The sequence below is a fragment of the Streptomyces sp. 12E genome (genome assembly GCF_055633275.1).
In genome coordinates, this window is sequence record NZ_JBVNCJ010000001.1 from 5,740,224 (window position 1) to 5,763,000 (window position 22,777).

The window sequence follows — 22,777 nt, forward strand, 5'->3', positions numbered from 1 at the left end:
GACGCGGGACATTAACAGTATTCCGCGCACTCCTTCGAAAAGAATTCGGTGCACCGGTCTGTTCTTTTCCCGGACGTCTCCGGTTGTTCATCGGTTCGCCGGTTGATCGCCGAGAGGAATTTCTCCGGTCACCGCGTACTGCACACCGTCCTCGGAGCCGTTGCGCCGCCGGCGCCCCGCGTGTTCTGTGCGTCCTGCACCCGCTGCACGTCCTGGAGGAGGTCCGGGACGTCGGGGTCCTGGCCGGCGGCGGCCCTCGCGATGGTCAGCAGTACGGCCTCGTAGAAGGCGTCCCGCACGGCGGGCGCCATGACGTCCGAGGCGTCCAGGCAGCGCGGCCCCTCGCGGAGCCGCCGGGCGATCTCGCCCTTGACCGCGTCGCCCGGCGGCGTCACCCGACGGTTCGCCGAGAAGACGCCCGCCTGTTCGGCCCACTCCTGCTGGCCCTTCTTCGAAGCCAGCCGTTCGATCAGCTCGCCGGCCTCGGGGCGGTCGCTGAACAGTGCCGCGAAGTCGCCGGTCACCTCGCGCCCCCGGACCCGGCCGTCGCTCCCGGGCAGCAGCGGAGCGGAGTCCGTCAGGCGCGCACGCCCCGCGTCGTCCCGGTAGAAGGAGAGCGCGAAGGAGCCCTGGTGCTCCAGGGCGCACTCGTCCGGGTCGCCGAACAGCAGCCCGTTGCCGTCCGGGGCGCCGCGGTGGTCGGTGAGCAGGGCCGACTCGGCCGCGCCTTCGTCCTGCCGGAGCAGACCGGCCCAGGCCTCCCAGGCGGTGCGCACCGGATCGCTTCGCCACCACTTCGTCCCGCCGGTGCCCAGCGCCCACTTCTCGTAGACGTCCGGGCCCTCCCGTTGCAGCACGAGGTCCTCGATCCAGTCGGTGCCGGGCCAGCCGGAGGCGCCGTCGTCCCCCATGCCGACGCACCAACGCTCCAGCGGAGGCGGCGACGTACCCGGCTCCTCGCCCTCGCGGTACCAGACGATGCTCTTCAGGTCCGCCTTGACCGGCACCCAGTACACGTGCCCGGGGGACGAGGCGGCCGGCATCCAGGGGGCGCCGTACTCCCGCGGCTCGTAGAGGTCGTCCAACGGCTTCAGGAGCTTGCTCTCGGCGTACTCGGCGAGTTCACCGAGGCCCGGCATGATCACGATGTCCGGGGGATCGCCCGACTGCACCTTGGAGAGCAGCACCTCCCGCTGGGCCGCGGTGCCCTGGTAGCGGAAGGGGATGCCGAAGCCCCGCAGCACCTCCTCGAACTGCTCCGCCTGCCCGGCGGTCCACGTCCCGAGGATGGTCACCGGCTCCTCGTCGTCGTGCTGCACCCAGGCCACCACCATGCCGCCGGCCGCGACCAGCAGCATGACCACACCGAACACCAGCATCCTGAACCGCCGGGTCACCGTCGCCTCCAGTAGTCGTGGTCGAGCCGCAGACCGAGCCCCAGCGCGGGCAGGACGACGGCCAGCAGGCTGCCGACGAGAGCGCCCCGGTGCACCGGTTCGGTCCACGTCCCCTCGGCCAGCCGCTGCCGGACGCCCTCCGACATCTTCGTGACCTTCTGCTGCGTCACGGTCGGCGGACCGCTCTGCCAGGACTCCTCGGTGATCCTCCGCAGATCCGCGAGCACCCCGGCGAGATCGTCCTGGGTGGAGTACGCCGTCATCAGCGGGACCACCGCGAGCAGCACGGTCAGGACGAGGGCCGCGAGCAGGTACGGGTTCCAGTCACGGCCGCAGCGGTCGCGCAGCACGAACAGCGCCGAGAGCAGGGTCAGCGCCACCGCGACCAGGGCGAGTTCGGCGGCCCACCACCCGGCGCGCTGCCACCCCCCCATGGCGACCGTGACCTCGGCGTGCTCCAACTGGGTCTCCTGCAGGACCTTCAGACGCGGTGCGACGCCCACCGTGTCGCGGGTGAGCAGCGATTCGGCCTCCCGGAGCCTCAGCTCCCGCATGAGGGGCTGGTCACCGTAGAGGGAGGTGCCGCGGGCGAGGGAGTCGCTGTAGGTGGCGAGCAGGCCCTTGACCGTGCCGAGGTCCTGGTCCGTGCGGTCGGCGATCCGGGACAGGCCCTGGTCGGCGGCCGAGAGCTGGGAACGGTAGGCCTCGCCCGAGCCCGCGACGCCGATGAGGTTCAGCCTCACCAGGCGGTCGACCTCCTCGTCGGCGCGCAGGGCCGCGAGCCGGCCGGCGGCGAGCCCCTGCACGGCCGGCGCCTCGCGGGACGCGAGCGCTTCGGCGCCGTGCTGGACCTGACGGCTGGAGAGGAACAGGGCGGTCGACGCGACGGCCGTGAGCAGCAACAGCGCCACCAGGTGTGCCTCCAGCAGCCTGCGGGTCCGCCAGGCGCTCAGGCGCCCGCGCCAGAACGCGGCGGGGGAGTACCGGCGCCAGGAGGCGGTGCGTCCGGCCGTCACAGCAGCTTCTCCCCGCACGCGATGCAGTAACGGGCCTCGCTCCCCGCCGGGGTGCCGCAGCCGGTGCAGCGCGGACCCGGCCGGGTGGGGACGGGGTCGGCCAGGGGCCCGCCGGGACGGGAGCCGGCGCGCAGGATCATCGGGCCGAGGGTGCCGGCGTCGACGGTGCGCGGCCGGACCCGTCCCTCGGCCGCGTCCTCGATGTGGGCGACCACGCGGATCTCGTCCAGCACCCAGTCCGTGCCGAACCGCACCGCCAGCCGGGCGGCCTGCCCCAGCAGGTCCTTCGCGGCGGTGTGGCGGCCTTCCTGGAGGGCGGTGAGCCCCTGGCGCAGCGCCAGGTACATCCTGGCGGTGGCGTTGATGGTGCGCACGCTGTCGGCGCCCGCCGGGGCGTGCGGCGGGGACTGCCCGGGGAGGTGCCAGCGGGCGGTGACGGGCGCGTGGACGCCGCCGACGGAGACCATGGCGAACTGCAGCTCGGTCTCCAGCGGGTCGGCGTCGGAGTCGGCGACCAGGGTGAGCAGGTAGTCGCGCCGGCCCTGCTCCCACTGGTAGGTCGGGAAGCTCCAGCAGTGCGGCCGGCCGGGTGCGGGCAGGCCGCCGAGCCGGTGCGGCCGGGGCGCCTTCTCGCTGAGCGAGACCTGGCGCACGGAGGGCCGTACGGTCACCTCGACGGGCAGCCGGGGGGTGTGCACCCGGCGCAGCCGCTGGATGGCGGCGGTGATCGCGCGGCCGAGCCCGTCGTCCACGAACTCGGCCGTGCCGTGCAGCCGTTCGGCGAGGGCCAGGAGCGGATCGGGCGCCCAGTCCGCGCCCACGGCGAACACGTCACAGGTGAACCGCCCCGCGCAGGCGTCCAGTTCCTCCTCCAGGCGGTCCTCGGCGGCGAAGGCGCTGCTGCCGTCGGTGATCAGCACCAGATGGCGTACGGAGACCGGCCGGCCGGCGAGCAGGGCGCGCGCCGCGGCCACCCAGGCGGCGTACCCGGCGGGACGCGGCCCCTCCCGGTGCAGCGGGAGCGAGCCCGCGACGAAGGCGGCCCGGCGTCTTTCGCCCCGGTCGGCGACGGCCCACTCGTCGTCCCCCCGGGGATAGCAGCGGACCGGCTCGGGACCACTGCCGAGCACGGTGAAGGAGATCCGGTCGGGCAGGGCGCGCAGCGCCGCCTGGAGGGCGTGCCGGACGGCCGCCCGGTTGGCTTCGGCGACGTCCACCGCGATGATCACCGCGAGCTGGACGGCGGGCAGGTCGGTGGGGGCGCCGTCGGCGGCCACGTCGACCCGCAGATGGGCCTCGATCTTCGCGCTGCGGTGCGGGCGCGGATCGCCGCCGAGGTCGACGTGCAGTCGGATGCCCGGCTGCGGCGGCCGGGTGGGGCTGCTCATGTCGTACGTCATCGCTCCTTCGCCTTCGTCGCCGGACGTCGTCCCGGTGCGCCGGGCCGTGCGGTCAGAACGGGGTCTGCGGCCGTACCGCGTGCATGAGGTCCACGAGGTGCTCGTGGGCGTCGGCCGGTTCCTGGTGGTGGGCCGCCAGCCGCCGGTAGTGCGACTCCAGTTGCTCGCGCAACGCGCGCTCCGGCGCGCTCAGCCGGCGCAGGGCGCGGGCGGTGAGCCGTCCGGCGCCGCTCCCCGGGGGGCCGGGGCGGTCGCCGAGACTGTGCACCGCGTCCAGTTTCCACTCGTGGAGTTCGGTCCTCAGCCGCAGCGCCTCGTCCTCGGACAGGCCCGGCTCCCCGTCGCCCGGACGCCGGCCCGCCAGACCGCTCAGTTCGGCCAGCGCCGCGTCGATCTCGGCGGGCGAAGGAAGCGGATCACCGTCTCCGGGCAGCCGGGCCGCGCGGATGCGCAGGGACGCGATCCGGGCGACGGTGTGGTCCAGCGTGCCCTGCCGGACCCGGCCGAGCACGTCGATGGCCGCCCGGCGGTCGTGCGCCCGCAGGGCGAGCCTGGCCAGGCCGAGGGCGGCGCCGCCGTGCGCGGGATTGCGGGCGAACACGGCCTCGTACAGTTCCTTGGCCGTGGGCTCGGCGGTGTCGTCGCCGAGCAGCTCCGCGCAGTGCGCGAGGGCCAGCTTGGGCGCGTACTCGCCGGGCAGTTCGAGGTGGACCAGGGTGAAGTGGTTCCGGGCCTCGGCGACCTGCCGCGGGTCGCCGTCGAGGTCGGCGCTGCGCAGCGCGAACAGGGCGCGGTGCCACTCCAGCCGCCACCGGCGTACGGCGGGCGGCCCGGGGACGGAGTCGGCCGTGTCGAGCTCCTCCTCGGCCCGCCGCAGGTCGCCCGGGGTGTTCCGGTCCAGCAGGACGCGCACGTTGTGCAGGTGGATCTCCACCGAGCGCGGTTTCTCGTCCTCCTGGTCGAGGAGCCGGTCCGGGGCGTAGCCGCTGCTCACCTCGAACCGCGTGGCCTGGGGATCGCCCGGATAGGGCCGGGGCACCGGCAGACAGGCGGCGATCTCGGCGGGAGCGGGCGTGCCGAGGTCGAGGACCGGCGCCACGGGCGGCTGGTACCGGTCGCGGCGGGGCCGGTCCAGCCAGTGCCCGATGTCCGGCACCGTGCCGAGCCGGGCGCCCGGCAGCCGGTTGGACGGCCGGAAGTGGTCGGAGGGCTCCGGCGGATCGCTCTTGCCGCGCAGCGCGCGGATCTCCCGCAGGGCGCCGCGCAGTTGGCCGATCATCTCACGGGCGTCGGTGAAGCGGCGGTACGGGTCGGTCCGCACGGCACGGTCGACGACCCGGTCGAAGGAGGCGGTGCCCAGGCCGGGCACCTCGGTGACGGCCCAGCGGGCGAGCTCCCGCAGGGTGACGCCGACGGTGTGCAGGTCGTGGGCGACGGTGGGCACGCCCGACGTGCCGGTCTCGGGCGCCATGTAGTCGGGCGTGACATGGGCGGGCGGCAGGCTCTGGCCCTGCTCGCGCATGCCGCCGAGGTCGATGACCTTGATGCCGTCCCGGTGGTGCACCACGTTGGAGGGCTTCATGTCCCCGTACACGAAGACCCGTTCGCCGTCGGCGTGCAGATGGACGAAGGCTTCGAGGATCTGGCAGCCGTACGCCGCGACGTGTTCGATGTCGAGGACGAACTCCCCGCGCCGGACCTCCTCGGTGACCTTCGCGAGGGTGCCGTCGCCGACGTCGTCCATGACGATGTAGCCGCCGGTGACCCGCCCGCCGTCGTCCCTGCGGGCGACGAAGTCGCGGATCTGGACGATGCGGGGGTGGCGGATGGCGACGAGGTTGCGGCGCTCGACGTCGGCGAGGCGGGCGCCGTCGTGCTCGTACCGGTTGAGCAGTCCCTTGACGGCGACGACGTCACCGAGGTGGGTGTCCTCGGCGAGGTAGACCCAGCCCTGGCCGCCGTGCGCGATGGGTCCCATGACCCGGTACTGGTCGCGCAGCAGGCCGCCCTCGGCGAGCTCGGGCCGGTACGAGTAGCGCTCGCCGCAGGCCGGGCAGAACCCCTCGATGGGCACCGGGCCCTCGGTGTAGGGCGGGGCGAAGGTGATGCCGCAGTCCGTGGCGGAGCACCGCATGTGGATGCGCGGCAGCGCCTCGGGACGGATGAGGCGCTCCTCGGCGGGGCGCGGCTCGCGCTCGGGGAGGGCCAGGAGTGCGCGGGGGCCGAGTTCCCGGGGGTCCCCGGGCAGTTCGGGCAGCCCGGGGCCGCTCTCCGCGCGGCCGCAGGCGGCGCAGTAGCCGGTGGGCAGTACGGCGCCGCCGCAGGGGGCTCCGGTGAACCGCCGGTGCGGGCAGGTCGTCATCCTCTCGTGGTCCTCCTTCCCCGCCCGGTCCGGACGGTGCGCCGCGTCACCGGTCCCCGCAGCGGCTCAGGTCGGCGCGCACGGCCCTGATCAGCGCGCGCAGCCGGGCGAGTTGCTGCTGCGGGTCCCGTACGTCGTCGAGCAGGCGGCGCGTGGCGCGGTGCCGGTCGGCGGTCTCGGTCACGGAGCCGAGGGAGGCGCTGTCGACGATGTCGCGGCGGATCGCCCGGCTGAACTCCGCGCGCTGCAGGCGGTCGAGCAGCGTGTCCGCGTGGTCCAGGAGCGCGGGCCGCAGGAGGAGGTCGCGGGCCGCGGTCCAGCCGGGGCCGCCCTCGTGACGGAAGACGAGCAGCAGCCGGAAGCCGAACACCCGTAATCGGGCGAGGACGTCGATGAGGGGAGCCGGCTGCGGCTCCTCGTCGAGCCCGTCGACGAGGACCGTGACCGGCCGGACGGGCGCACGGTCGGCGGCCCGCCCGGGCCGGGCCTTGGCGCCGCGCAGCCAGTCCCAGTACGCCAGGTACTCACCGGGCGGAAACGTGACCTGGTCCAGGGCGTGGTCGATGAGATCGGGTCTGCTGGCGCCGCCGCGGTGGACGACGTGGGCGCGGTGCAGCAGATGACGCAGGGAACGGTCCTTGCCGCCGCCCGGAGGCACCACGGTGATCTTCACCGGGTCCTCGTCCGGATCGTCGAACCACCGGCCGAGCCGCTCCTCGAAGCCGTGGTCCCACGCGCCCGGACCGCTCAGCTCCTTCACGAGGGGCGAAAGCTCGGCGATGCGGTCGACGGGGATCAGATACGAGAAGGAGAGCCGGTTGTCCTCGGGCAGGGCCGCGCCCAGGTCCCCGCGCCAGCTGACGACGAGGCCCACCACCCGGGAGGGACGGCCCTCCTCGGGACGAGTGCACACGCCGGCGCCGCTGAACCCGGCGCGCACCACCTCCGACCTGGTGACGGCGTCGAGCTGCACCCGTTCACCGCTGGCGCCGCCGATCCGCCCCCACAGGCTCATGCCGTCGTCGAAACCCTCCGCGTAACCGGTCGCGTACACCTCCATGCCGCCCCACAGCCGGGTGTCCAGCGGAGCGCGGCGCGCCTGCGGGCGGGGGCTGTCCAGGCGCAGCACGGCGACGTCCTCGCCGCCGGCGCCCTTCGCCAGCCAGCCGCCGGGCATGACCCGCGCCGAGACCGGCTCCAGCCCGCCGTTCTCCGCGAACTCCAGCCACATCACGGCGTCCGGCCGGCGCACCACGTGCGCGCAGGTCAGCGCCGTGTACTGGTCGACGAGCACGCCGGCGCCACAGACGGGGCCGTACGCGTCCTCGCGCCGCAGCCTGAGTCTCCAGTCCGCACGCAGTTCCCCCATGCCGTCTCACACTACGTGCAAAGCACGGGACCTCCCTAGACTCGTGAGCAGGGTGCATCGTTCAATCAGCCGGAAACGGCGGTGTGCTGGCGTGGCGGAGGCCGTCGGCACGGTCATCACGGTTCCCGTCATTGAGGGGGCGCCGTGCGTCGTGCTCGCGTCGCCTGCGCCGGCCCGCTGTGCCGCGAGGTGGTCGATGCGGATCGAGTGACACACGGCGCCGTGATTCGGCTATACCGTTCTGCTGGGACGTCAGACGCAGGCTGACGTGCGGATGAGTTGGGGGGACGATGATCGACTATCGCAAGACGCCGAACGTTCCGGTCTGGACGCTGGCGACACGTGACGTCCAGGTGCCGGCGGTGATCGGGAGCGGCCCCATGACGGCCGAGCGGCTGGTCGAACTGCGCGGCGTGCTGGCCGCGCTGGCGGACCAGCCGATCGCCACGCTCGAGGCGCACCCGCTGCCCGACAAGCTCGACCGCGGCCGAGGCATCCCGCTCGATGCCGTGAGTCCCCTGGCACAGCACCTGTCGCAGCTCGTCACGCAGTCGGCGCGGAGTTCCTCCACGGCGGCCGCTGCCGGCGAAGGCCTGTACCGCATGGTGGTCCCGGCGAAGGTCGCCGCGCAGTTCGGTCAGGGCATCGTCTGCTCGATGGGGTCGAAGGCGGTGGCCGGTGGCGTCCGAGGCCCGCTCGTGAACGCGAAGGGCACCATCGTCGCCGGTGCGACGTTCGTGCCGGTCGGCAAAGCGGCAACGGCGGGCGCGGCCGGTGGAGCCGGTGCGACCGCCGGCGTCGCGGTCGCCGGCAGCGCGGCGCTCACCGTGGCCGCGCCGCTCGTGCTCATGGCCGTGGCGGTCGGGGTGAGCGCGAACGCCGACGCCAAGCGCCAGGAGGCCATCGAGCGCATCACGGAACTGCTGGAGCAACTGCACGAGCAGAAGCTCGAGGACGAGCGCAGCGAACTCGACGGCTGCCGCGACGCCATCGACAAGGCCACCGCCATTCTGCTCGACCAGGGCAAGCTCGGTCTCTCGCTGGGACTGGACTCGGCCGTGCACGCCATCAACACGGCGCTGGGCCGCGTCGACCGCCGCCTCGCCCGGTGGCGGAGCGCCCTCGACAAGCTGCCCGACGGCGAGGCCGTCGAGATCGGCACGCTGACCGAGGCGTTCCCCGGCGTGGACGACCAGGGCGGCATGTTCCGCGCCCACCTCGAACTCGCCTCCCTGGCGATCGCGTTGAAGCGGCGGGGCAACGTCCTCCAGGCCGTCGAGCACGCGCAGGGCGACCCTGACAACTTGTTCGAGAACTTCACCCGTGCACTCAAGCGCGACCAGCAGCGCCTCGACGAGCTGGAGTCGGGCATCGCCAGGGTCCTGGTACGCCTGTCGACGCTGGAGCTGGCACGCCCGAACGGTCTGCGACCCGTCTTCACGACCGGTGAGGTCGATCGCCTGATGCGCACGGCACACCGGCTTCACCGACTGGGCGACGGCGTCACGGTCGACGGTCGCTCGACGGACGTGGCGATCGAGATCGCCCGCGACAAGGACGGCTCGGTGGTCGTGTTCCCCGCGCTGCCCGCGCAGGCGTAGGCGCGCGGGCTCCGGCTCTCCCCGGACGGCGCCGTCACCCGTCGACCGGTGTCGTCAGCACCGCCCGGACGGTCTTGCCGCTGGGTGGGCAGGGGACGCAGTCCCAGTGGTCGGCGAGGGCGGCGACGAGGGTCAGGCCGCGTCCGCCGGTGGCGAGCGGGTCGAACGCGGTGGCCGTGGGGCGGGGGAGCGGGCGGAGGTCTCCGCGGGCGTCGCGGCCGGTTGGGCGTGGACGCCGATCGAGGTGGCGGGGGACTGTCGGTGGCCGGTGGCAGGATCACCGGCATGGTTTTCGTACGGACGACTCCACCGCGGCCCGTCGAGGTGACCGCGGTCTTTCCCGAGCTGGCTCCGCTGGCGCGTCCCGCGATCCGGCTGCATCCCCGCCCGGGATCGCCTTCGGTCCGGGACAGCTCGGTCGGGGGGCCGTTGCTGTGGCCGGCCGACGAACCCTGGCCGCACTGCGAGGACGCGCACCTGCACGGCGACAGCGGGTTCCGCCAGTCGCCGGCGGAGGTGCGGCTCGACAGGCACAGCCGGGCCCGGCGGTACGAGGACCCCTATGGCCCCTCGTTCACGCCCGAGGAGCAGGCGGCCATGGAACAGAAGGCCGAGAGGTACGCGGAGCTGCTCGACGCCGGCCCTCCCTGGCCCGCGGAGCGCCCGGTCCCCCTGTTGCCCGTGGCTCAGCTGTATGTGCGCGACGTGCCCCTGCTGCGGCCGCCCGCAGGGGCCGATCTGCTCCAGGTCCTGTGGTGTCCCTACGACCACGAGCCGGACTGGAAGCCGGCGACCGCGGTGTTCTGGCGGTCCGCCGCCTCGGTCGTCGACGTCCTCGCCACGCCTCCGGAACCGTACGAGGCCAACTACCCGGGCTACGTGCCGGAGCCGTGTCTGCTGGCGCCGGAAGCGATCACCGAGTACCCCAACAGCCTCGATCTGAGCCCGAAGTTGAGGAAAGTGGTGGGGGACTGGAGCAGATGGCAGGCGGCCGGTGCGGACGTGGACGGCTCGTACGCGGAATACCCGGCGGGGTTCTACCACTGCAATCTGGCCAACGCTCCCGGCTGGAAGGTCGGCGGCTGGCCGCCGTGGGGCCGCACCGACCCGTACCGCCGGTACTGCACCGTCTGCGACGCGCAGATGGTCCCGCTGCTGACCATCGCCTCCTTCGAATGGGACAGCAATAGGCACGGCTGGGCGCCGTACGAGGACCGGGCCGCCGCCCGCGCCGACGGTCACCCCGCCGGCCTGTCCCCCGCGCAGCCGACGAGGGTGGAAGTGGGCAGCGCCGACAACATGCAGCTCTACGTCTGCCCGGCCTCCCCCGAGCACCCGCACACCGACCTGATCCAATGAACCGTCGGCTCCGGGGCGGGCGGGCTCCTCCACGGAGACGGAGAGGAGTCGGTGCGCTTTCGGAGCGGGCATGCACGAGGCGCTGGGGGCCGGGCCGTGAACCGAGCGGGCCGCACCCCGGAGTGGGGTGCGGCCGGGTGTGCGCCCTTGGTGTCAGTCGGCCGAGGACCTGGGGTCCGTCGGCCCTTGGCTGGGGACTGCGGTGTGCTCCGGGCTCTGGGCGGGGGCGGGGACGCGGTCCGTGGAGGAGGGGACGGCGAAGACCTCGTCGAGGGTGGTGGCGTCGATGGCGCGGTCGAACCAGAGATCCAGGAGCGGCATGTCCGTGCAGGTGGTGACGCGCTGTCGGGTCTCTTCCGTCAGCGAGAAGCCGCGGCGCTCCATCAGGCGCAGCAGCTGCTCGGCCTTTCCGGCCACGCGTCCTTCCTCGCGTCCTTCCTCCTGTCCTGCGAGGCGGGCGTCGCCCACGATGGTGCCTCGCCTGGGGGTGAAGAGGGTTTCCATCAGGTTCCTCCAGATCTTCCGGGCGTGTTCGCTGCCCAAGCCGTCCTCGATCAGTCCCGCCAGGTCGTCCCGCGCTTCGCGGTCCGTGTCCTGGGCCAAGGCCTCGCCCATGACCGTCAGTATGCCCTCGATGTCCGGGGCGTTGCTGTGGATCCACAGGCAGAACGCGGCGAAGTCCAGGTCGGCCGAGGCGTCCTGGACCCGGCTCACCCGCGGAACGTTCGCCGGGCCCAGCACGTGGGGCACCGTCACCTGGGTGGGACGCCCCAGACCGGTGTGCAGGGGTCTGGCCGCCCACGCCGCCGTCGCCGTGTCCACGCACAGGACCAGCAGGACGACCTCGAGTCTGTACCGGTCGCGCAAGTACGCGACGTAGTACGGCCAGGAGGTCTCCTTCTTCGCCTCGATGCGGGTCTGCGCCTCGACCAGCAGGATGAACGGATCACGCCCGTCGGGACGGACCACCCGCAGCACGGAGTCCATCTGCCGGGTGAACATCTTCGGGGCGCCGGACGCGTCCGTCGGGAGGGTCTCGGTGGTGACACCGGGCGGGATTCCGAGGTCCAGGAGGTCCAGCGCACGGTTCAGCGCTTTCGGACGTCCCGGCAGGAAGCCGTGCAGGGTGTCGTGACTGACGTTGGGCATGAGGTGAAACTATGCGTGAAGCAAGAACATTCGTTGGCTTTTGAGGTGTGATCACCCGTTTGACGGAACCCTCTGAGGTTGACGCCGAGGCGCGCGGTCGGGGCGGGGGCGAGTGCTGGCCTGTTCTACGCGCAGGGGCGGGCCAGTTCGGGGAGCGCGCGGTTCGGGGAGCACGTGACCACGGCCAGGGTGAGGTACGAGGGGCGTTCGAGGTAGTGGCCGTACGACGCGTCGGCGCCCGCGCGCAGGCGTTCGGCGGCGGCGTCCACCAGCCGGGCCAGGCGGGCGGCGTCCCGGTCGGCCTCCGCCGTCCGGACTGCCGTCCACGCCGCGTGGTGGCGGCGCGAGAAGGAAACGCCCGCCTCGCCTATGCCGGGACGGGGTCCTCGAGCATGTTCAGGGCCTGGCGGGAGAGCAAGCGCTCCGCGGCGTCGTAGCTCCAGCCGCAGTCGACGACGAGCGATCGCCATGCCGACAGCCCGAAGCACAGCCACAGACGGTCCGCCGCACCGTCCACGTCGAGATGCGGAGCCACTGCGCCGACGGAGACCAGGTGCTCCGCGGCTTCGCGAAGCGCCTGGCGGTACTGCGTGACGACGTAGTCCCACACCTCCCGCGCCTTGGCGTCGCTCGCCATGGAGGAGTAGAGCAGGTCGATGGACGGAGCGAAGCGTTCGGTGTTGTCGCGGACACCGTGCGCCAGGCATGCGACCGCCGAGGCGAGGTCCTCGCTCCGGAACACCTCCTCATGGATCCCGGTGGTCCGCGAGTCCGCCACGTCCGTGGCCAGGAGGGCGTGCAAGAGCTCCGTCTTGGTCCCCACGCTCGCGTACAGCGTCTTGGTCGCGACGCCGGCCGCGCGAGCGATGTGCCCCATCGTCACCTGTGCATAGCCCTGCGCGATGAAAAGCTCACGCGCGGCCGCCAGGATGTCCTGCCGGGTCTGAGCCGCGCCCCGCTCGCGCCGTGGCGATCGATAACTCCGGGTCGGTGCGGACATGTCCCCACCTTACCCCGAGGTAAGGGTAAGCGTATTCATTGCAGATGCTGTAACTTCAAAATGGGACTTCCCTTCCGGACGGGAAGGCCATGCATCATGCACCCCTCAACCTGAAGGTTTCGCACCCCATGGACATGAATGCCGGGCGTGACTCACAAGCCGTCGTGGAAACGCGGCTCACCCATGAGACACACAGACTGGCCACCGGGCTGCTCGTGGACGCCGCCGGCCGCCCCTCCGTGCCTGGCCAAGCGCTCGCCCGGTTACGGGACTTCCTCGTGGTGAACCTGCGTCACCACCACGAGACCGAAGACGAATGGCTGTGGCCGCTCATCCTGACCGCGGCGCCCGATGTGAAGCGCGCACTCGACGACCTGAGCGAAGAACACGAACGTCTGGACGTCGCGCTCGACCGCCTCGCCGGCATCGGCCTCACCGGCGCGGAAGACCGTGACGGCGAAAACCTGAACGAAGAAGACCGGCACGCACTGCGCGAGGCGGCCGTCGCGGTGCGCGACAGCGTGCGCGACCACCTGGACCACGAGGAACCGGTTCTGTTCCCCGCCCTGCGGGCGCACATCACGCCCGCGCAGTGGGCGGAGTTCGCCCAACGAGTCATCGCCACCACGCCCCCGGTGGCCGGGCATCTGATGATCGGCCTCCTCGACGAGGTGGGCACACCGGCCGAGGTGGAATCGATATTCGTGAACATGCCGCCGCCGGTGAAGTCGCTGCTGCCCGCCCTGCGCGACCAGGCCGCCGCCGACCTGCGGGTGCTGCGAGGTCTCGGCTCGTGACGGACGCACACCTCCCCTGGCCGGACACGGCGTACGAGGCGATCACGGGCGACCTGACCGTCGCGGTCGCCTACCTCACCCCCGCCGGAGGCGCGGTGGTCACCAGCGTCTCACCGGTAGGGCTCGCGAACCGGGCAGCCAACCAGGTCAGCTTCACCACCTCGCTGGGCTTCCCGAAGAAACTGGAACGTATCCTGAACAGCCCCCGCGTCGCCCTCGCCTATCACACGCGCATGCACGGATTCGCCGCCCACAGTCACTACGTCCTCGCCCAGGGCAGGGCATCGGTGGACCTTCAGCCCTCGGCGCAGCGGCTGGCAGAGCTGATGGACGCCACGGAGTCGTTCTTCGGGAAGATCAAGCGCGGAAGAGTGTGGGACTGGCTGCTGCGCGAGTACCACCAGGAGCGCGTCTTCGTCGACGTCGGCCTGGAACGCATCAGCACCTGGCCCCGCCTCTCGGCACACGGACCGGCAACCGTGACCGGCCCGTCCTGGCCACAACATCCCGCCGAACAGCGCCCCCCGAAGAACGGCACAACACCCCGGATACCCGTCTCCCAGCTCGCCCGGCGGATCGCCGCCCTCCCGCATCGTCTGCTGGCGTACGAGGGGGCCGACGGCAGTCCCGTCATCCTCCCGGTGACGGTCACCGGACACGACGAGACCGGGCTGCGCCTGAGCGCACCGCCCGAACTCCTGCCACCAGGCGGACGCCGAGCGGGATTCCTCGCCCACGCGTTCCGACCGCAGTGCGTCGGTGTGAGCATGCGCACCGTCACCGGCTGGCTGACCGTCGACGACGGAGAGGCGTTGTACGCCCCCCACACATCGGTGGGCATGACAGCGCCGCCCAGCAGGACGGTCATGACCGTGGCCAACGGCCTGCTGGCCAAACAGGGACTGCGCCGCGCACGACGCAACGGCACCACCGCGCACCTGCACGCCCTCGCAGCCGGCGTCCGCCCCGGCGCGTAGCCCGGATTCCGGAGTGACCTCGGCGGCGGCGTGGGCGACAGGACGGGTCCGGCACCGTTCGATGAGCCTTCGGCGTCCCTCGACGTCCAAAGGGGCGTTCGCATGCGTCACTGGAGCACCTCGGTGCTTCGGCCGGCCGCGATCACGGTGCGGAGGGGGAACGCGAGGAGCAGCGCAACGGCGACCAGGAATCCGCTCGACCACAGAGGCCCGAGGTTCCCGGCCGCGGTGCTGAGGGTGGTCGCGGCGATGAGGGGGCCGACCGCGGCGCCCGCGTTGAGCGCCGCGGTCGCGTACGAGCCCGCCATGGTCGGGGCTCCTGCGGCTTCGTAGAGGACCCGCGTGATCAGGGTGCTGCCCAGTGCGAACGACAGGGCTCCCTGGATGAACACGAGGGCGAGCAGGGCGGCCGGCTCGTCGGCCAGGACGGCCAGGGCCGGCCAGCCGACGAGCAGCAGCGGACCGCCGACCGCGATGACCGGGCCGGGATGCCGGTCGGACAGCCGACCGGCGACCGTGACTCCGGCGAAGGAACCGATACCGAAGAGCACCAGTGCCACGGGGATCCACAGTTCACTGAGCCCGGCGGTGCCGGTCACGACGGGGGCGAGGAAAGTGAAGCCGGCGAAGGTGGCCGCGTTCACCAGCGCGCCCAGCAGCATCACCAGGAGCAGCCTCCGCCGTGCCAGCTGGGCGAGTTCCGCTCGCAGGGCTGGTCCGCCAGGCGCCTGCTCCTTCGCCCGTCCCGCTGGGATTCCCTTCAGGATGCCGAGAGCTGCGGGCAGGCAGAGAGCGGCGACAGCCCAGAATGTGGCCCGCCAGCCGAGCAGCGTGCCGAGCACCGAGCCACCGGGGACACCGGCAATCGTGGCGGTCGTCGTCCCTGACAGCAGCACTGCCAGCGCACGTCCCTTCTTGTCGGGCGGGACCAGGGTGGTGGCAGCCGCCAGGGCGACGGCGAGGAACCCCGCGTTTGCGAGCGCGGCGACGACGCGGGTGGCGAACAGGACCGGGAAGCTGGTGGTGATGGCGCCTACGGCGTGAGCCGCCGCGAAAGCGAGGACGAACCCGAGCAGGCTGGAGCGCCTGGACCAGTTACGGGCAAGGGCGGCCACCAGGGGGGCGCCGACGATCATGCCGATGGCGAAGGCCGAGGTGAGCACGCCTGCTGTCCCGACAGTGACGTTGAGATCGGAGGCGATGTCCGGCAAAAGGCCGGCGAGCATGAACTCCGAGGTGCCCATGGCGAAGACGGCCACGGCGAGCAGATACAGCGGAAGAGACATCGAGTGGCTCCGGGGCGAGGAGAAGCACGACAAGGTCATCTCGTCACCGCGGCCAGCCCTCGAGGGCGCCCTCGTCGCACCGCAGAACGCGGCGCGGCGGCAGGTCTAGGAGCTCAGTGGTTCAGGGGGCTGACGGCGTGACCGAAAGCCCCCACCTTGTCTGACTCAGGACTCGACATGGCCTGCACGCTACCCGACCCCTGTCCGTCGGGGCACCTTGGTTTCATCGGTGCTGGCCTGTGTCACCAACGTCATGTCCCGCAACATCCAGCCAGCCAACGATCCGCTTCTGCAAGTCGCGGTAGGCGCCACGATCGCTCCAGGTCGCGAACCATTCCATCTGCCGAAGGATGTTCTCCGAGCGGTCGGGGTGCCGCACCGCGACGACATCGACACCGATCTCACCCGTCGAGCATCCGATGTACACGCTGCTGTCGAGGGCCATCATGCCGAAGCCAGGATGGCCTGCGCGGATGCCGAGGAACGCCGATGCCGCACCCCGGCCCACGATGTCCCAGCGGTCCAGGAGCCGGACCCTGGTCCAGGCCGTCGGTGCGGCACGGCGGCCCCGGTGCATCTCCCGCAACGCCACTCCGTGCGTGGGGGTGCCCTGGGGAAGCATGACCAGGAACTCGCGCCGGCGGTCGAAGCGACCTGCCGAGACCGCCAGGTCGTACCAGTCCTCGTTGAGACGCTCGACGAGCCGCGGGGTCCCGTACCGGTGCGAGAAACCGTCGACGACGTCCTCGCGGCCGTATCCCATGACAACCGGCATCGTGCCGTCCGGCACAGGGAGCGTACACTCTCCCGCTTGGCAGGGGCGAAGATGTTCACGTTGGCGCTGTCAACGTGTTGCAGCTAGTGTGAGTGCCCATGAGTGTGAGATGGAGCGGGGAATCGGCATGCCGGTGCGCCGGCCGGGGGGAACGATGACCGGGCGAGGGCTCGAGGCCATCGGCCGTGAGGTCCTGCGGATCGACGCGCTGACCGAGCGTGAGGGACACCGCATGGGCAAGGAGTGGCGAAAGCGCACGGAGACCCGCCGCGCCGCCCTCGTGTGGGCCCTGCACGTCCTGCTGACCGGCGATCCGACCCAGGCTTCGGGGCATGCCGTGGAGCGCTTCCTCGAGGCCCTCGGGGGCGGCGTCGGGACCCGTGCCGAAGAGCCGGGGAGCGCCGCCGCCCCTTGTGGAGGGTGAGTCCCCGTCGAAGGGCCCACCGCCCGCGCCGGGGCCGCGCGTTTTCAGCGCCGTCCCGAGTGGACCGTGATGTACGCGTAGCTCTCGCCCTCCCGCGGTGCGCGGTTCCAGGACCGGGTGGGTGGTACGGCGGCAGAGCCACGGGCGCACCGGATCATGTTCCGCCGCCGGGACCGATGCGGCACCGGAGTTCCCGCTCGGGGCCTGCCAGACGCTGGTGTGCTCCACGCAGGAGCCACGACTCCCGTGAAACGGGGCCGCTGTTTCGCGCGCCTGAATCAGTGAACGCCCCGGCTACCGTCGGTTGATCCCGGGCAGGCGAACGCCGGCGTCGTCGAGCATCAGCAGGGTACGCGCCCGGGTCCGCTCCTTCATGTAGGGCCAGGCGGCCTCCACCAGACCGCTGTCGAGGAAGAGCTGGTCCAGCACCTCGAAGTAGACGGCACCGCCGACGTGCTCAGTGGAGTGGTCCACGATGCGTTCCACGAAGTCCCAGCACCGGGTGAGCAGTTGTGTATCCGGGCTGTCGCTCCTCAGCTGCGGCATCAGCACCGGCGTGGTGAAGCATCCGGCCAGCAGTTCGTACAGCATCACGGCCGCGTCCTCGGTCAGGACGGCCGCTTCCGCGGGCCGGTGGAACATCTCGGCGATGGGGTCGGCGGATTCGGGGATCATACGCAACAGCAGCGGGGGGATTTCCTCTTTCGGGATCTCCTCGTCCGGGTTCCGGTCGGCAGGGATGTCGCTCATCTCTTCCTCGGTAGGTGTGCGTCGGTCGTGTTCAGGGGCTCGGGGACTGTCGTGCGCTGTGCACGACGGTCGGCCGGAACGTGCTGCGCCGGCCTGCTTCCTTCGCCACGGCGACGGTGTGGTCGTCGCCCTTGAGGTGAACGCCGCCCTCACCTTCTGCCGGGCCCGTCAGTGCCCTGCGGTCGCCTCGCCGTCCGTCACGAGGCGAAAGTGCCGGCCGCAGTCCTCAACGAGTGGCTGCGAATGCCGCTTTCACCGACCCGGCCGTCCTCGTGGAGGTTCTCCGGCAATAGGTGGCGTGCGATGCGGAGCAGCCGCTCCACCCGGTGCGGCGCGGTCTCCGCCTCCTTCAGGAGCCAGTAGGCGAAGAGGGCGCCGTCCAAGGACCGGCCGGAGAGCACCTCCTCGTACAAGGACCAGACTCCGGCCCGAACAGCTTCCAGGCATGCCTCGGCGAGGTCCTCGTCGTCCACGACGACGAACGACCAAAGCAGTTCCAGGAAGTGGCGACGAGCGAACGGGGAGACGCTCCCATCCGTCAGGCCGGCCATCAGGACCCGAGCCACCGGCACCACGGTCTCCGTCGCCCAGCTTTCCTGGAGGAGGTGGAACTCGATATCCCTGGGCTCGGCTTCCTCCGGCGTCCGGGCACGGGCCATCCGCAGCAGTTCCTCCGGGACATGTTCCGCGGATCCGCATCCGCGGCACGGCAGCGTGGACCAGTCGTAGAGGCCCAGCTCCAGCTCCATGACGTTCATGACTTCCACCTCATCAGAAGAACCGGTGCCACCGGCTACCGCCCTCTTGCGGCACGACGTCCGATGCGAATCGGAACGGAGAAACGCAGTCCACTCGGCACTGCCCGCACACAGGCTTCACCTCGGCTGCACGAACACCGTCTTCGCTGCTCACGGGGCACGCGACAGTGAAGCGCACCTTCGTCGGGTCGCCGCCGAGCGCGTGCACGACATCGCCCTCGGCGCAGTAGTCGCGAGATCAAGGGCGAGGCGGGCGCCGGCCTGGACATCCGGCTCTGCGGGGGCGGCCGGCTCGCGGGCACCCTGCCGCCCGAGATCGACGAGCTGCTGATCAAGTCCTATCCGGTCGTTGCCGGTGCCGGAGTCCCGCTGGTCGACGGCGCCTTCGCCCCCACCGTCTTCGACGTCGCCGAACGCACCGCCTTCCCGAACGGGGTCACCCTCACCCGCCTCACCCGCCGCTAGGCCGTTCCTGGAAGCCCGTTCCGAGTGAGTCGCCGGTCGGGTCCCGCCGTCCGACGGCGGCGAAGGCGGTGGCCGGTGGCGTGCGCGGCCCGCTCGTGAACGCGAAGGGCACCATCGTCGCCGGTGCGACCGCCGCCTCGCCCGGTGGCGGAGCGCCCTCGACAAGCTGCCCGACGGCGAGGCCGTCGAGAGCGGCACGCTGACCGAGGCGTTCCCCCGGCGGTCACGACCGACCCCTCGCGCGGCGCGAACTCGTACGTCCCGTTCCCGCCGAACTCGGTGAGCAGGTGCCCGCGCGCCTTCGCGCCGCCCGGGGAGAGCGTGATGCCTGGGAGAACTCCGCGGAGAAGTCACATCGACGTTGTCAACGGGCATGCAGGAGAGGCGTTCGGCCTGCGGCCTCGACCTCGTATAGCGTTGATAAGAACCATTTGAGCTTCCTGGGCAATTCTATGTATCATCGCTACATGGCGAAGGAAGCTTCATCGGCCCGGCGAACCCGCGCGCTGATCATCGACGCAGCCGCCGACCTTCTGGCGGCTTCGGCCGGCGGGGAGTTCTCGACCCGCGAGGTGTGCGACGCGGCCGGCGTCACGGCGCCGACCCTGTACCACCACTTCGGCGACAAGGACGGACTGCTGCGAGAGGTGGCGGCGGACAGGTTCAGCCGCTACCTGGCCCGCAAGCAGGCCCTGGAGACGACCGGGGATCCGGTCGAGGACTTTCTTCGCGGCTGGGACATGCACGTGGAGTTCGGGGTGACCAACCCCGCGCTCTACACCATCATGTACGGCCGCCCGATGGACGGCCGTACGGCCCCGGCGGATCACGCCCACGCCGTTCTCGTGACGATGATGCGCGACCTGGAGAGGGCCGGACGGCTGCGCATGCCGGCCGGGACGGCCGCGGACATGGTGGCCTCGGCCGCGGTGGGGGTCACCCTGCATCTGATCCGCACCCGCGCGGCGGCCGACGACCACCTGTCGGCCCTCGTGCGTGACGCCGTCACCGCGGCCGTCATCAGCCCGCCGGCTGTCCCCGGAGCGCCTCCGGTGACGCCGCGGCTCGTGCGGGCCGCCGCGCAACTGGAAGCGGAGATGCCCCATGGCCCCGTCGGCACGCTACGCGCCTCGGAAACCGCACTGCTGCGCGAATGGCTGGCCCAACTGTCCGTGCTCGGCCGCGCGGCGGGCGGCGACCCGTCCTGACGGGGCTCTCCGGAGCGACCGACCACACGACCGGCGGGTTCCCCGGCCTGCGGACTCGACACGAAGGAGGAGCACATGAGCACCGTCCACCAGGAACAGACCCTTGCCGAAGGGGAGATCCAGGGCATCCTGGACGGCATCGCGCAAGGCTTCGGCCACCCCATGCGCTCGCCGATCCTCAAGACCCCGGGCGACTACGGCCTGGCCTACCAGGAGGTGTTCTTTCCCTCCATGGACGGTGTGCCGCTGGAAGCCTGGTACATCCCCCGCGAGGGATCGGACAAGCTGATCATCGCCAACCATCCCCTGTGGTTCAACCGCTACGGCCTCCCCGCCCACCTGGAGCCCTGGAAGTCGATCGGGGCGAGCACCGGCAACGACTTCGAGGTCGACTTCGTGCCCGACTACCGCATCCTGCACGAGGCCGGATACAACGTCCTCACGTACGACATGCGCAACCTCGGCCACAGCGGAACCGGCAACGGCGGCATCGGCAGCGGCGGCCGCTTCGAGGCTCGCGACGTCGTCGGCTCCCTGCAGTACGTACGCGCCCGCGAAGACCTCGAGGACATGACCATCGGCCTGTTCAGCCGCTGCCAGGGCGCGAACGCGACCATGTTCGCCCTGCAGATGTACCCCGAGCACTTCGAAGGCGTGCGCTGCGTCGTTTCCCCGCAGCCACTGTCGGTCGGCGTCACCATGCAGCGCACCCTGGAGAGGTTGGGGCTGCCCGAGCGCATCGCCGAGCTGGAGGAGAAGGTCCGCTTGATCGTCGGCTTCCCCTTCTCCGAGATGTCGCCGGTCGAGGCCGCCAGGAGCGTCACCGTCCCCACCTTCCTCTACCAGGTCCACGACGACCTGTTGACTCGCCCCGACGACGTCCAGGCGATGTTCGACAACATCCCGACCGAGGACAAGAAACTCGTCTGGGTCCACGGAACCACCGCCCGCTGGGACGGCTACCTGCACTTCCAGCGCGAGCCCGAGGAGATGTTGGACTGGTTCGCCACCCACATGAAGTAACTTCCGGCCCGTGACAGCCGCACCACGAAGGAGGCCGGGGTGAAGCCGTGCGCGTCACCCGTCGGCCGGTGCCGCCGGCGCCGCCCGGACGGTCGACGGCGTCGGACGGCCGGGCCCTTCTCAGGCCACCTTGATGACGACCTTGCCCGAGGCGTGACCGTTCTCGACGGTGGCGAGGGCGGCCGGGGCGTCGGAGAGCGGATGGACCGCGGTGATCACGGGTGCGAGGAGTCCGTCGAGGGCCAGCCGGGCCGACCGCTCCAGGTTCTCGCGGTCGACGCGACGCTCGACGAAACGCCCGCCGAGATCGGGCACGGACATATCGCCCACGGCGATGACGTTGCGGGGATCCCGGGCCAGCGGAGCGACCGTCCGCAGCGAGGTGCCTCCGGCCAGGTCGACGATCCCGTCGAAGCCGTCCGGAACCAGCTCGCGTGCCGCGGCGGCGACGTCCTCGGCGGTGTAGTCGACGAACCGCACCCCGATGGCCTCGGCGTGCTCGCGTTTGGCGGTACTCCCGGTGCCGATCACACGCAGCTCGCGTCCGATGGCCAGCCGGGCGACGGCGAGGCCGACCCCGCCCCCGACTCCGTTGACCAGGACCGTGGCACCGGCCGGGAGACCGAGCTGGTCGAGCGCGTCCACCGCGGTCGTCCCGGCCACGGGCAGCGTTGCCGCCACGGTCGCGGACAGCCCCTCCGGGATGCGCGCGGTGTTCGGCGCGGACAGCACCGTCGTCTCGGCGTAGGCGCCGCCACCGGTGAGCGCGAAGCCGAAGACCGCGTCGCCCACCTCCAGCCCGTCGACGTCCTCGCCCCGGGCGAGAACGGTTCCGGCCGCTTCCATGCCCAGCACGCGGGGAAACGGACGCCCGCCGTCGAGCCCGTCGACCAGACCCGAGCGAAGGAGGTGGTCGAGGGGGTTCACGCCGGCGACGTCGACCCGGACCAGTACCTCGCCGCGACCGGGGACGGGGTCGGGACGATCGAAGAACTCCTGCACCTCGGGCCCGCCATACCTGCCGAAACCCCACGCCTGCCCCATCTTCCGCCGCCTCTCGTACGGCCGACCCGGTGATTCCGGGCGTTGTCGCCATCCTCACCTCTGACATGGGTGTGAGGGGCAACCGGCTGAGACGCGGATCACAGCATCAGGTCGACCGCGCCACCGGTTCCGGGGCCGTGGACAGCTCCGCCCGGTGCCGGCTGTTGGCCCCGATCAGCACGTCGAGCGCGTCCCGGGTCTCGATCAGGTGCGCGATGTCGGCGTCGATCCGGTCGCGCTCGCGCATCATCGCCGTGAACGTCTCCTCGGCGACGTCCAGGTCACCCGGGACGTCCACACAGGGCAGCACAGTCGCGATCACCCTGCTGGACATACCCGCGTCGAACAGCTGTCGGATGAGTGACACGCGCTGGACCGCGGCATCGGAGTAGTGCCGCTGCCCCGCGCCGGAGCGTGAGCTGGTCAGCAGGCCCTGCTCCTCGTAGTACCGCAGTGAGCGCGGACTCACGCCCGTGCGCTTGGACAACTCGCCTATCCGCATCCCCGAGAGCCTACGCCCGCGTGCTCCAGGTGCGGACCGCCGTCGAAACGGAGTGGCCGTCGGACGCGGGTGCGGACGGGAGCAACGCCCCGCACGGGGAGCAGGCGTACGGACG

20 protein-coding genes and 1 pseudogene are annotated in these 22,777 nt (G+C 71.6%); 7 read left to right on the forward strand and 14 right to left on the reverse strand.

Features of this window, described 5'->3' with window-relative positions; translation table 11 throughout:
• Positions 1 to 128: 128 nt before the first annotated feature.
• The 5 genes from ACZ8ZB_RS26405 to ACZ8ZB_RS26425 form a co-directional block, all read right to left on the reverse strand.
• Positions 129 to 1,397, reverse strand: a complete 1,269-nt coding sequence (locus ACZ8ZB_RS26405; RefSeq protein ID WP_470740113.1) for an ABC transporter substrate-binding protein — start codon at positions 1,395 to 1,397, stop codon at positions 129 to 131.
• A complete protein-coding gene (locus ACZ8ZB_RS26410) occupies positions 1,394 to 2,413 on the reverse strand; it encodes a hypothetical protein (RefSeq protein ID WP_470740114.1) in 1,020 nt (339 codons plus the stop codon). Before ACZ8ZB_RS26410 ends, ACZ8ZB_RS26405 begins: the two co-directional genes overlap by 4 nt.
• Entirely contained in the window at positions 2,410 to 3,801 is a 1,392-nt protein-coding gene (locus tag ACZ8ZB_RS26415; RefSeq protein WP_470740115.1) for a vWA domain-containing protein, read from the reverse strand. Before ACZ8ZB_RS26415 ends, ACZ8ZB_RS26410 begins: the two co-directional genes overlap by 4 nt.
• A gap of 64 nt (positions 3,802 to 3,865) precedes the next feature.
• The gene (locus ACZ8ZB_RS26420) at positions 3,866 to 6,175 is read right to left on the reverse strand and encodes a tetratricopeptide repeat protein (RefSeq protein WP_470740116.1); all 2,310 of its coding nucleotides are present in this window, start codon (positions 6,173 to 6,175) and stop codon (positions 3,866 to 3,868) included.
• A gap of 46 nt (positions 6,176 to 6,221) precedes the next feature.
• Complete coding sequence (locus ACZ8ZB_RS26425; RefSeq protein ID WP_470740117.1) at positions 6,222 to 7,544, reverse strand: S1 family peptidase; 1,323 nt, start codon at positions 7,542 to 7,544, stop codon at positions 6,222 to 6,224.
• Positions 7,545 to 7,834: 290 nt separating this feature from the next.
• On the opposite strand from ACZ8ZB_RS26425, the gene ACZ8ZB_RS26430 reads away from it, so the two are divergent.
• Positions 7,835 to 9,145 (forward strand): hypothetical protein, encoded by a 1,311-nt coding sequence (locus ACZ8ZB_RS26430; RefSeq protein ID WP_470740118.1) that lies wholly within the window; start codon positions 7,835 to 7,837, stop codon positions 9,143 to 9,145.
• A gap of 285 nt (positions 9,146 to 9,430) precedes the next feature.
• On the forward strand, positions 9,431 to 10,504 hold the full coding sequence (locus ACZ8ZB_RS26435) for a hypothetical protein (protein ID WP_470740119.1): 1,074 nt from the start codon (positions 9,431 to 9,433) through the stop codon (positions 10,502 to 10,504).
• 153 nt (positions 10,505 to 10,657) lie between these two features.
• Here ACZ8ZB_RS26435 and ACZ8ZB_RS26440 read toward each other — a convergent pair whose 3' ends face one another.
• The 3 genes and pseudogenes from ACZ8ZB_RS26440 to ACZ8ZB_RS26450 all read right to left on the reverse strand — a co-directional run bounded on the left by ACZ8ZB_RS26440 (position 10,658) and on the right by ACZ8ZB_RS26450 (position 12,653).
• Positions 10,658 to 11,653: an RpnC/YadD family protein gene (locus ACZ8ZB_RS26440; RefSeq protein WP_470740120.1), complete on the reverse strand. Its 996-nt coding sequence runs from the start codon at positions 11,651 to 11,653 to the stop codon at positions 10,658 to 10,660.
• Positions 11,654 to 11,778: 125 nt separating this feature from the next.
• A pseudogene (locus tag ACZ8ZB_RS26445) lies at positions 11,779 to 11,964 on the reverse strand (hypothetical protein); the annotation flags it as partial.
• A gap of 56 nt (positions 11,965 to 12,020) precedes the next feature.
• Positions 12,021 to 12,653, reverse strand: coding sequence for a TetR/AcrR family transcriptional regulator (locus tag ACZ8ZB_RS26450; protein ID WP_470740121.1), 633 nt, complete (start codon positions 12,651 to 12,653; stop codon positions 12,021 to 12,023).
• A 128-nt stretch (positions 12,654 to 12,781) separates the two neighbouring features.
• On the opposite strand from ACZ8ZB_RS26450, the gene ACZ8ZB_RS26455 reads away from it, so the two are divergent.
• Together ACZ8ZB_RS26455 and ACZ8ZB_RS26460 are read left to right on the forward strand one after the other, a co-directional pair.
• Complete coding sequence (locus tag ACZ8ZB_RS26455) at positions 12,782 to 13,450, forward strand: hemerythrin domain-containing protein (protein WP_470740122.1); 669 nt, start codon at positions 12,782 to 12,784, stop codon at positions 13,448 to 13,450.
• On the forward strand, positions 13,447 to 14,427 hold the full coding sequence (locus ACZ8ZB_RS26460) for a hypothetical protein (protein ID WP_470741665.1): 981 nt from the start codon (positions 13,447 to 13,449) through the stop codon (positions 14,425 to 14,427). The genes ACZ8ZB_RS26455 and ACZ8ZB_RS26460 overlap by 4 nt, the downstream gene beginning before the upstream one ends.
• 107 nt (positions 14,428 to 14,534) lie before the next feature.
• Here ACZ8ZB_RS26460 and ACZ8ZB_RS26465 read toward each other — a convergent pair whose 3' ends face one another.
• Positions 14,535 to 15,713, reverse strand: coding sequence for a Cmx/CmrA family chloramphenicol efflux MFS transporter (locus ACZ8ZB_RS26465; RefSeq protein WP_470740123.1), 1,179 nt, complete (start codon positions 15,711 to 15,713; stop codon positions 14,535 to 14,537).
• 223 nt (positions 15,714 to 15,936) lie between these two features.
• Positions 15,937 to 16,503 (reverse strand): hypothetical protein, encoded by a 567-nt coding sequence (locus ACZ8ZB_RS26470; protein WP_470740124.1) that lies wholly within the window; start codon positions 16,501 to 16,503, stop codon positions 15,937 to 15,939.
• A gap of 139 nt (positions 16,504 to 16,642) precedes the next feature.
• Between ACZ8ZB_RS26470 and ACZ8ZB_RS26475 the strand changes: the two genes are divergently transcribed.
• Positions 16,643 to 16,912 carry a hypothetical protein gene (locus ACZ8ZB_RS26475; protein WP_470740125.1) on the forward strand — a complete coding sequence of 90 codons (270 nt, stop codon included), beginning with the start codon at positions 16,643 to 16,645 and terminating at the stop codon, positions 16,910 to 16,912.
• A gap of 294 nt (positions 16,913 to 17,206) precedes the next feature.
• Here the strand turns inward: ACZ8ZB_RS26475 and ACZ8ZB_RS26480 are convergent, their stop codons facing one another.
• Both ACZ8ZB_RS26480 and ACZ8ZB_RS26485 read right to left on the reverse strand, forming a co-directional pair.
• Positions 17,207 to 17,662, reverse strand: coding sequence for a hypothetical protein (locus ACZ8ZB_RS26480; protein ID WP_470740126.1), 456 nt, complete (start codon positions 17,660 to 17,662; stop codon positions 17,207 to 17,209).
• 197 nt (positions 17,663 to 17,859) lie between these two features.
• Positions 17,860 to 18,420, reverse strand: coding sequence for a hypothetical protein (locus tag ACZ8ZB_RS26485; RefSeq protein WP_470740127.1), 561 nt, complete (start codon positions 18,418 to 18,420; stop codon positions 17,860 to 17,862).
• A gap of 932 nt (positions 18,421 to 19,352) precedes the next feature.
• On the opposite strand from ACZ8ZB_RS26485, the gene ACZ8ZB_RS26490 reads away from it, so the two are divergent.
• Positions 19,353 to 20,093 carry a TetR/AcrR family transcriptional regulator gene (locus tag ACZ8ZB_RS26490; RefSeq protein WP_470740128.1) on the forward strand — a complete coding sequence of 247 codons (741 nt, stop codon included), beginning with the start codon at positions 19,353 to 19,355 and terminating at the stop codon, positions 20,091 to 20,093.
• A gap of 75 nt (positions 20,094 to 20,168) precedes the next feature.
• Complete coding sequence (locus ACZ8ZB_RS26495; protein WP_470740129.1) at positions 20,169 to 21,116, forward strand: alpha/beta hydrolase family protein; 948 nt, start codon at positions 20,169 to 20,171, stop codon at positions 21,114 to 21,116.
• A gap of 120 nt (positions 21,117 to 21,236) precedes the next feature.
• Here ACZ8ZB_RS26495 and ACZ8ZB_RS26500 read toward each other — a convergent pair whose 3' ends face one another.
• Positions 21,237 to 22,160 (reverse strand): NADP-dependent oxidoreductase, encoded by a 924-nt coding sequence (locus tag ACZ8ZB_RS26500; RefSeq protein WP_470740130.1) that lies wholly within the window; start codon positions 22,158 to 22,160, stop codon positions 21,237 to 21,239.
• 106 nt (positions 22,161 to 22,266) lie between these two features.
• Entirely contained in the window at positions 22,267 to 22,662 is a 396-nt protein-coding gene (locus ACZ8ZB_RS26505; protein ID WP_470740131.1) for a MerR family transcriptional regulator, read from the reverse strand.
• Between the last annotated feature and the right edge of the window lie 115 nt (positions 22,663 to 22,777).

Excerpts from the sequence above, each read along its gene's own strand:
- ACZ8ZB_RS26485 (WP_470740127.1), bottom strand. The coding sequence starts at position 18,420 with ATGAACGTCATGGAGCTGGAGCTGGGCCTCTACGACTGGTCCACGCTG.
- ACZ8ZB_RS26415 (WP_470740115.1), bottom strand. The coding sequence starts at position 3,801 with ATGAGCAGCCCCACCCGGCCGCCGCAGCCGGGCATCCGACTGCACGTC.
- ACZ8ZB_RS26450 (WP_470740121.1), bottom strand. The coding sequence starts at position 12,653 with ATGTCCGCACCGACCCGGAGTTATCGATCGCCACGGCGCGAGCGGGGC.
- ACZ8ZB_RS26455 (WP_470740122.1), top strand. The coding sequence starts at position 12,782 with ATGGACATGAATGCCGGGCGTGACTCACAAGCCGTCGTGGAAACGCGG.
- ACZ8ZB_RS26495 (WP_470740129.1), top strand. The coding sequence starts at position 20,169 with ATGAGCACCGTCCACCAGGAACAGACCCTTGCCGAAGGGGAGATCCAG.
- ACZ8ZB_RS26500 (WP_470740130.1), bottom strand. The coding sequence starts at position 22,160 with ATGGGGCAGGCGTGGGGTTTCGGCAGGTATGGCGGGCCCGAGGTGCAG.
- ACZ8ZB_RS26475 (WP_470740125.1), top strand. The coding sequence starts at position 16,643 with ATGACCGGGCGAGGGCTCGAGGCCATCGGCCGTGAGGTCCTGCGGATC.
- ACZ8ZB_RS26440 (WP_470740120.1), bottom strand. The coding sequence starts at position 11,653 with ATGCCCAACGTCAGTCACGACACCCTGCACGGCTTCCTGCCGGGACGT.
- ACZ8ZB_RS26420 (WP_470740116.1), bottom strand. The coding sequence starts at position 6,175 with ATGACGACCTGCCCGCACCGGCGGTTCACCGGAGCCCCCTGCGGCGGC.
- ACZ8ZB_RS26505 (WP_470740131.1), bottom strand. The coding sequence starts at position 22,662 with ATGCGGATAGGCGAGTTGTCCAAGCGCACGGGCGTGAGTCCGCGCTCA.
- ACZ8ZB_RS26490 (WP_470740128.1), top strand. The coding sequence starts at position 19,353 with ATGGCGAAGGAAGCTTCATCGGCCCGGCGAACCCGCGCGCTGATCATC.
- ACZ8ZB_RS26480 (WP_470740126.1), bottom strand. The coding sequence starts at position 17,662 with ATGAGCGACATCCCTGCCGACCGGAACCCGGACGAGGAGATCCCGAAA.
- ACZ8ZB_RS26435 (WP_470740119.1), top strand. The coding sequence starts at position 9,431 with ATGGTTTTCGTACGGACGACTCCACCGCGGCCCGTCGAGGTGACCGCG.
- ACZ8ZB_RS26465 (WP_470740123.1), bottom strand. The coding sequence starts at position 15,713 with ATGTCTCTTCCGCTGTATCTGCTCGCCGTGGCCGTCTTCGCCATGGGC.
- ACZ8ZB_RS26425 (WP_470740117.1), bottom strand. The coding sequence starts at position 7,544 with ATGGGGGAACTGCGTGCGGACTGGAGACTCAGGCTGCGGCGCGAGGAC.
- ACZ8ZB_RS26430 (WP_470740118.1), top strand. The coding sequence starts at position 7,835 with ATGATCGACTATCGCAAGACGCCGAACGTTCCGGTCTGGACGCTGGCG.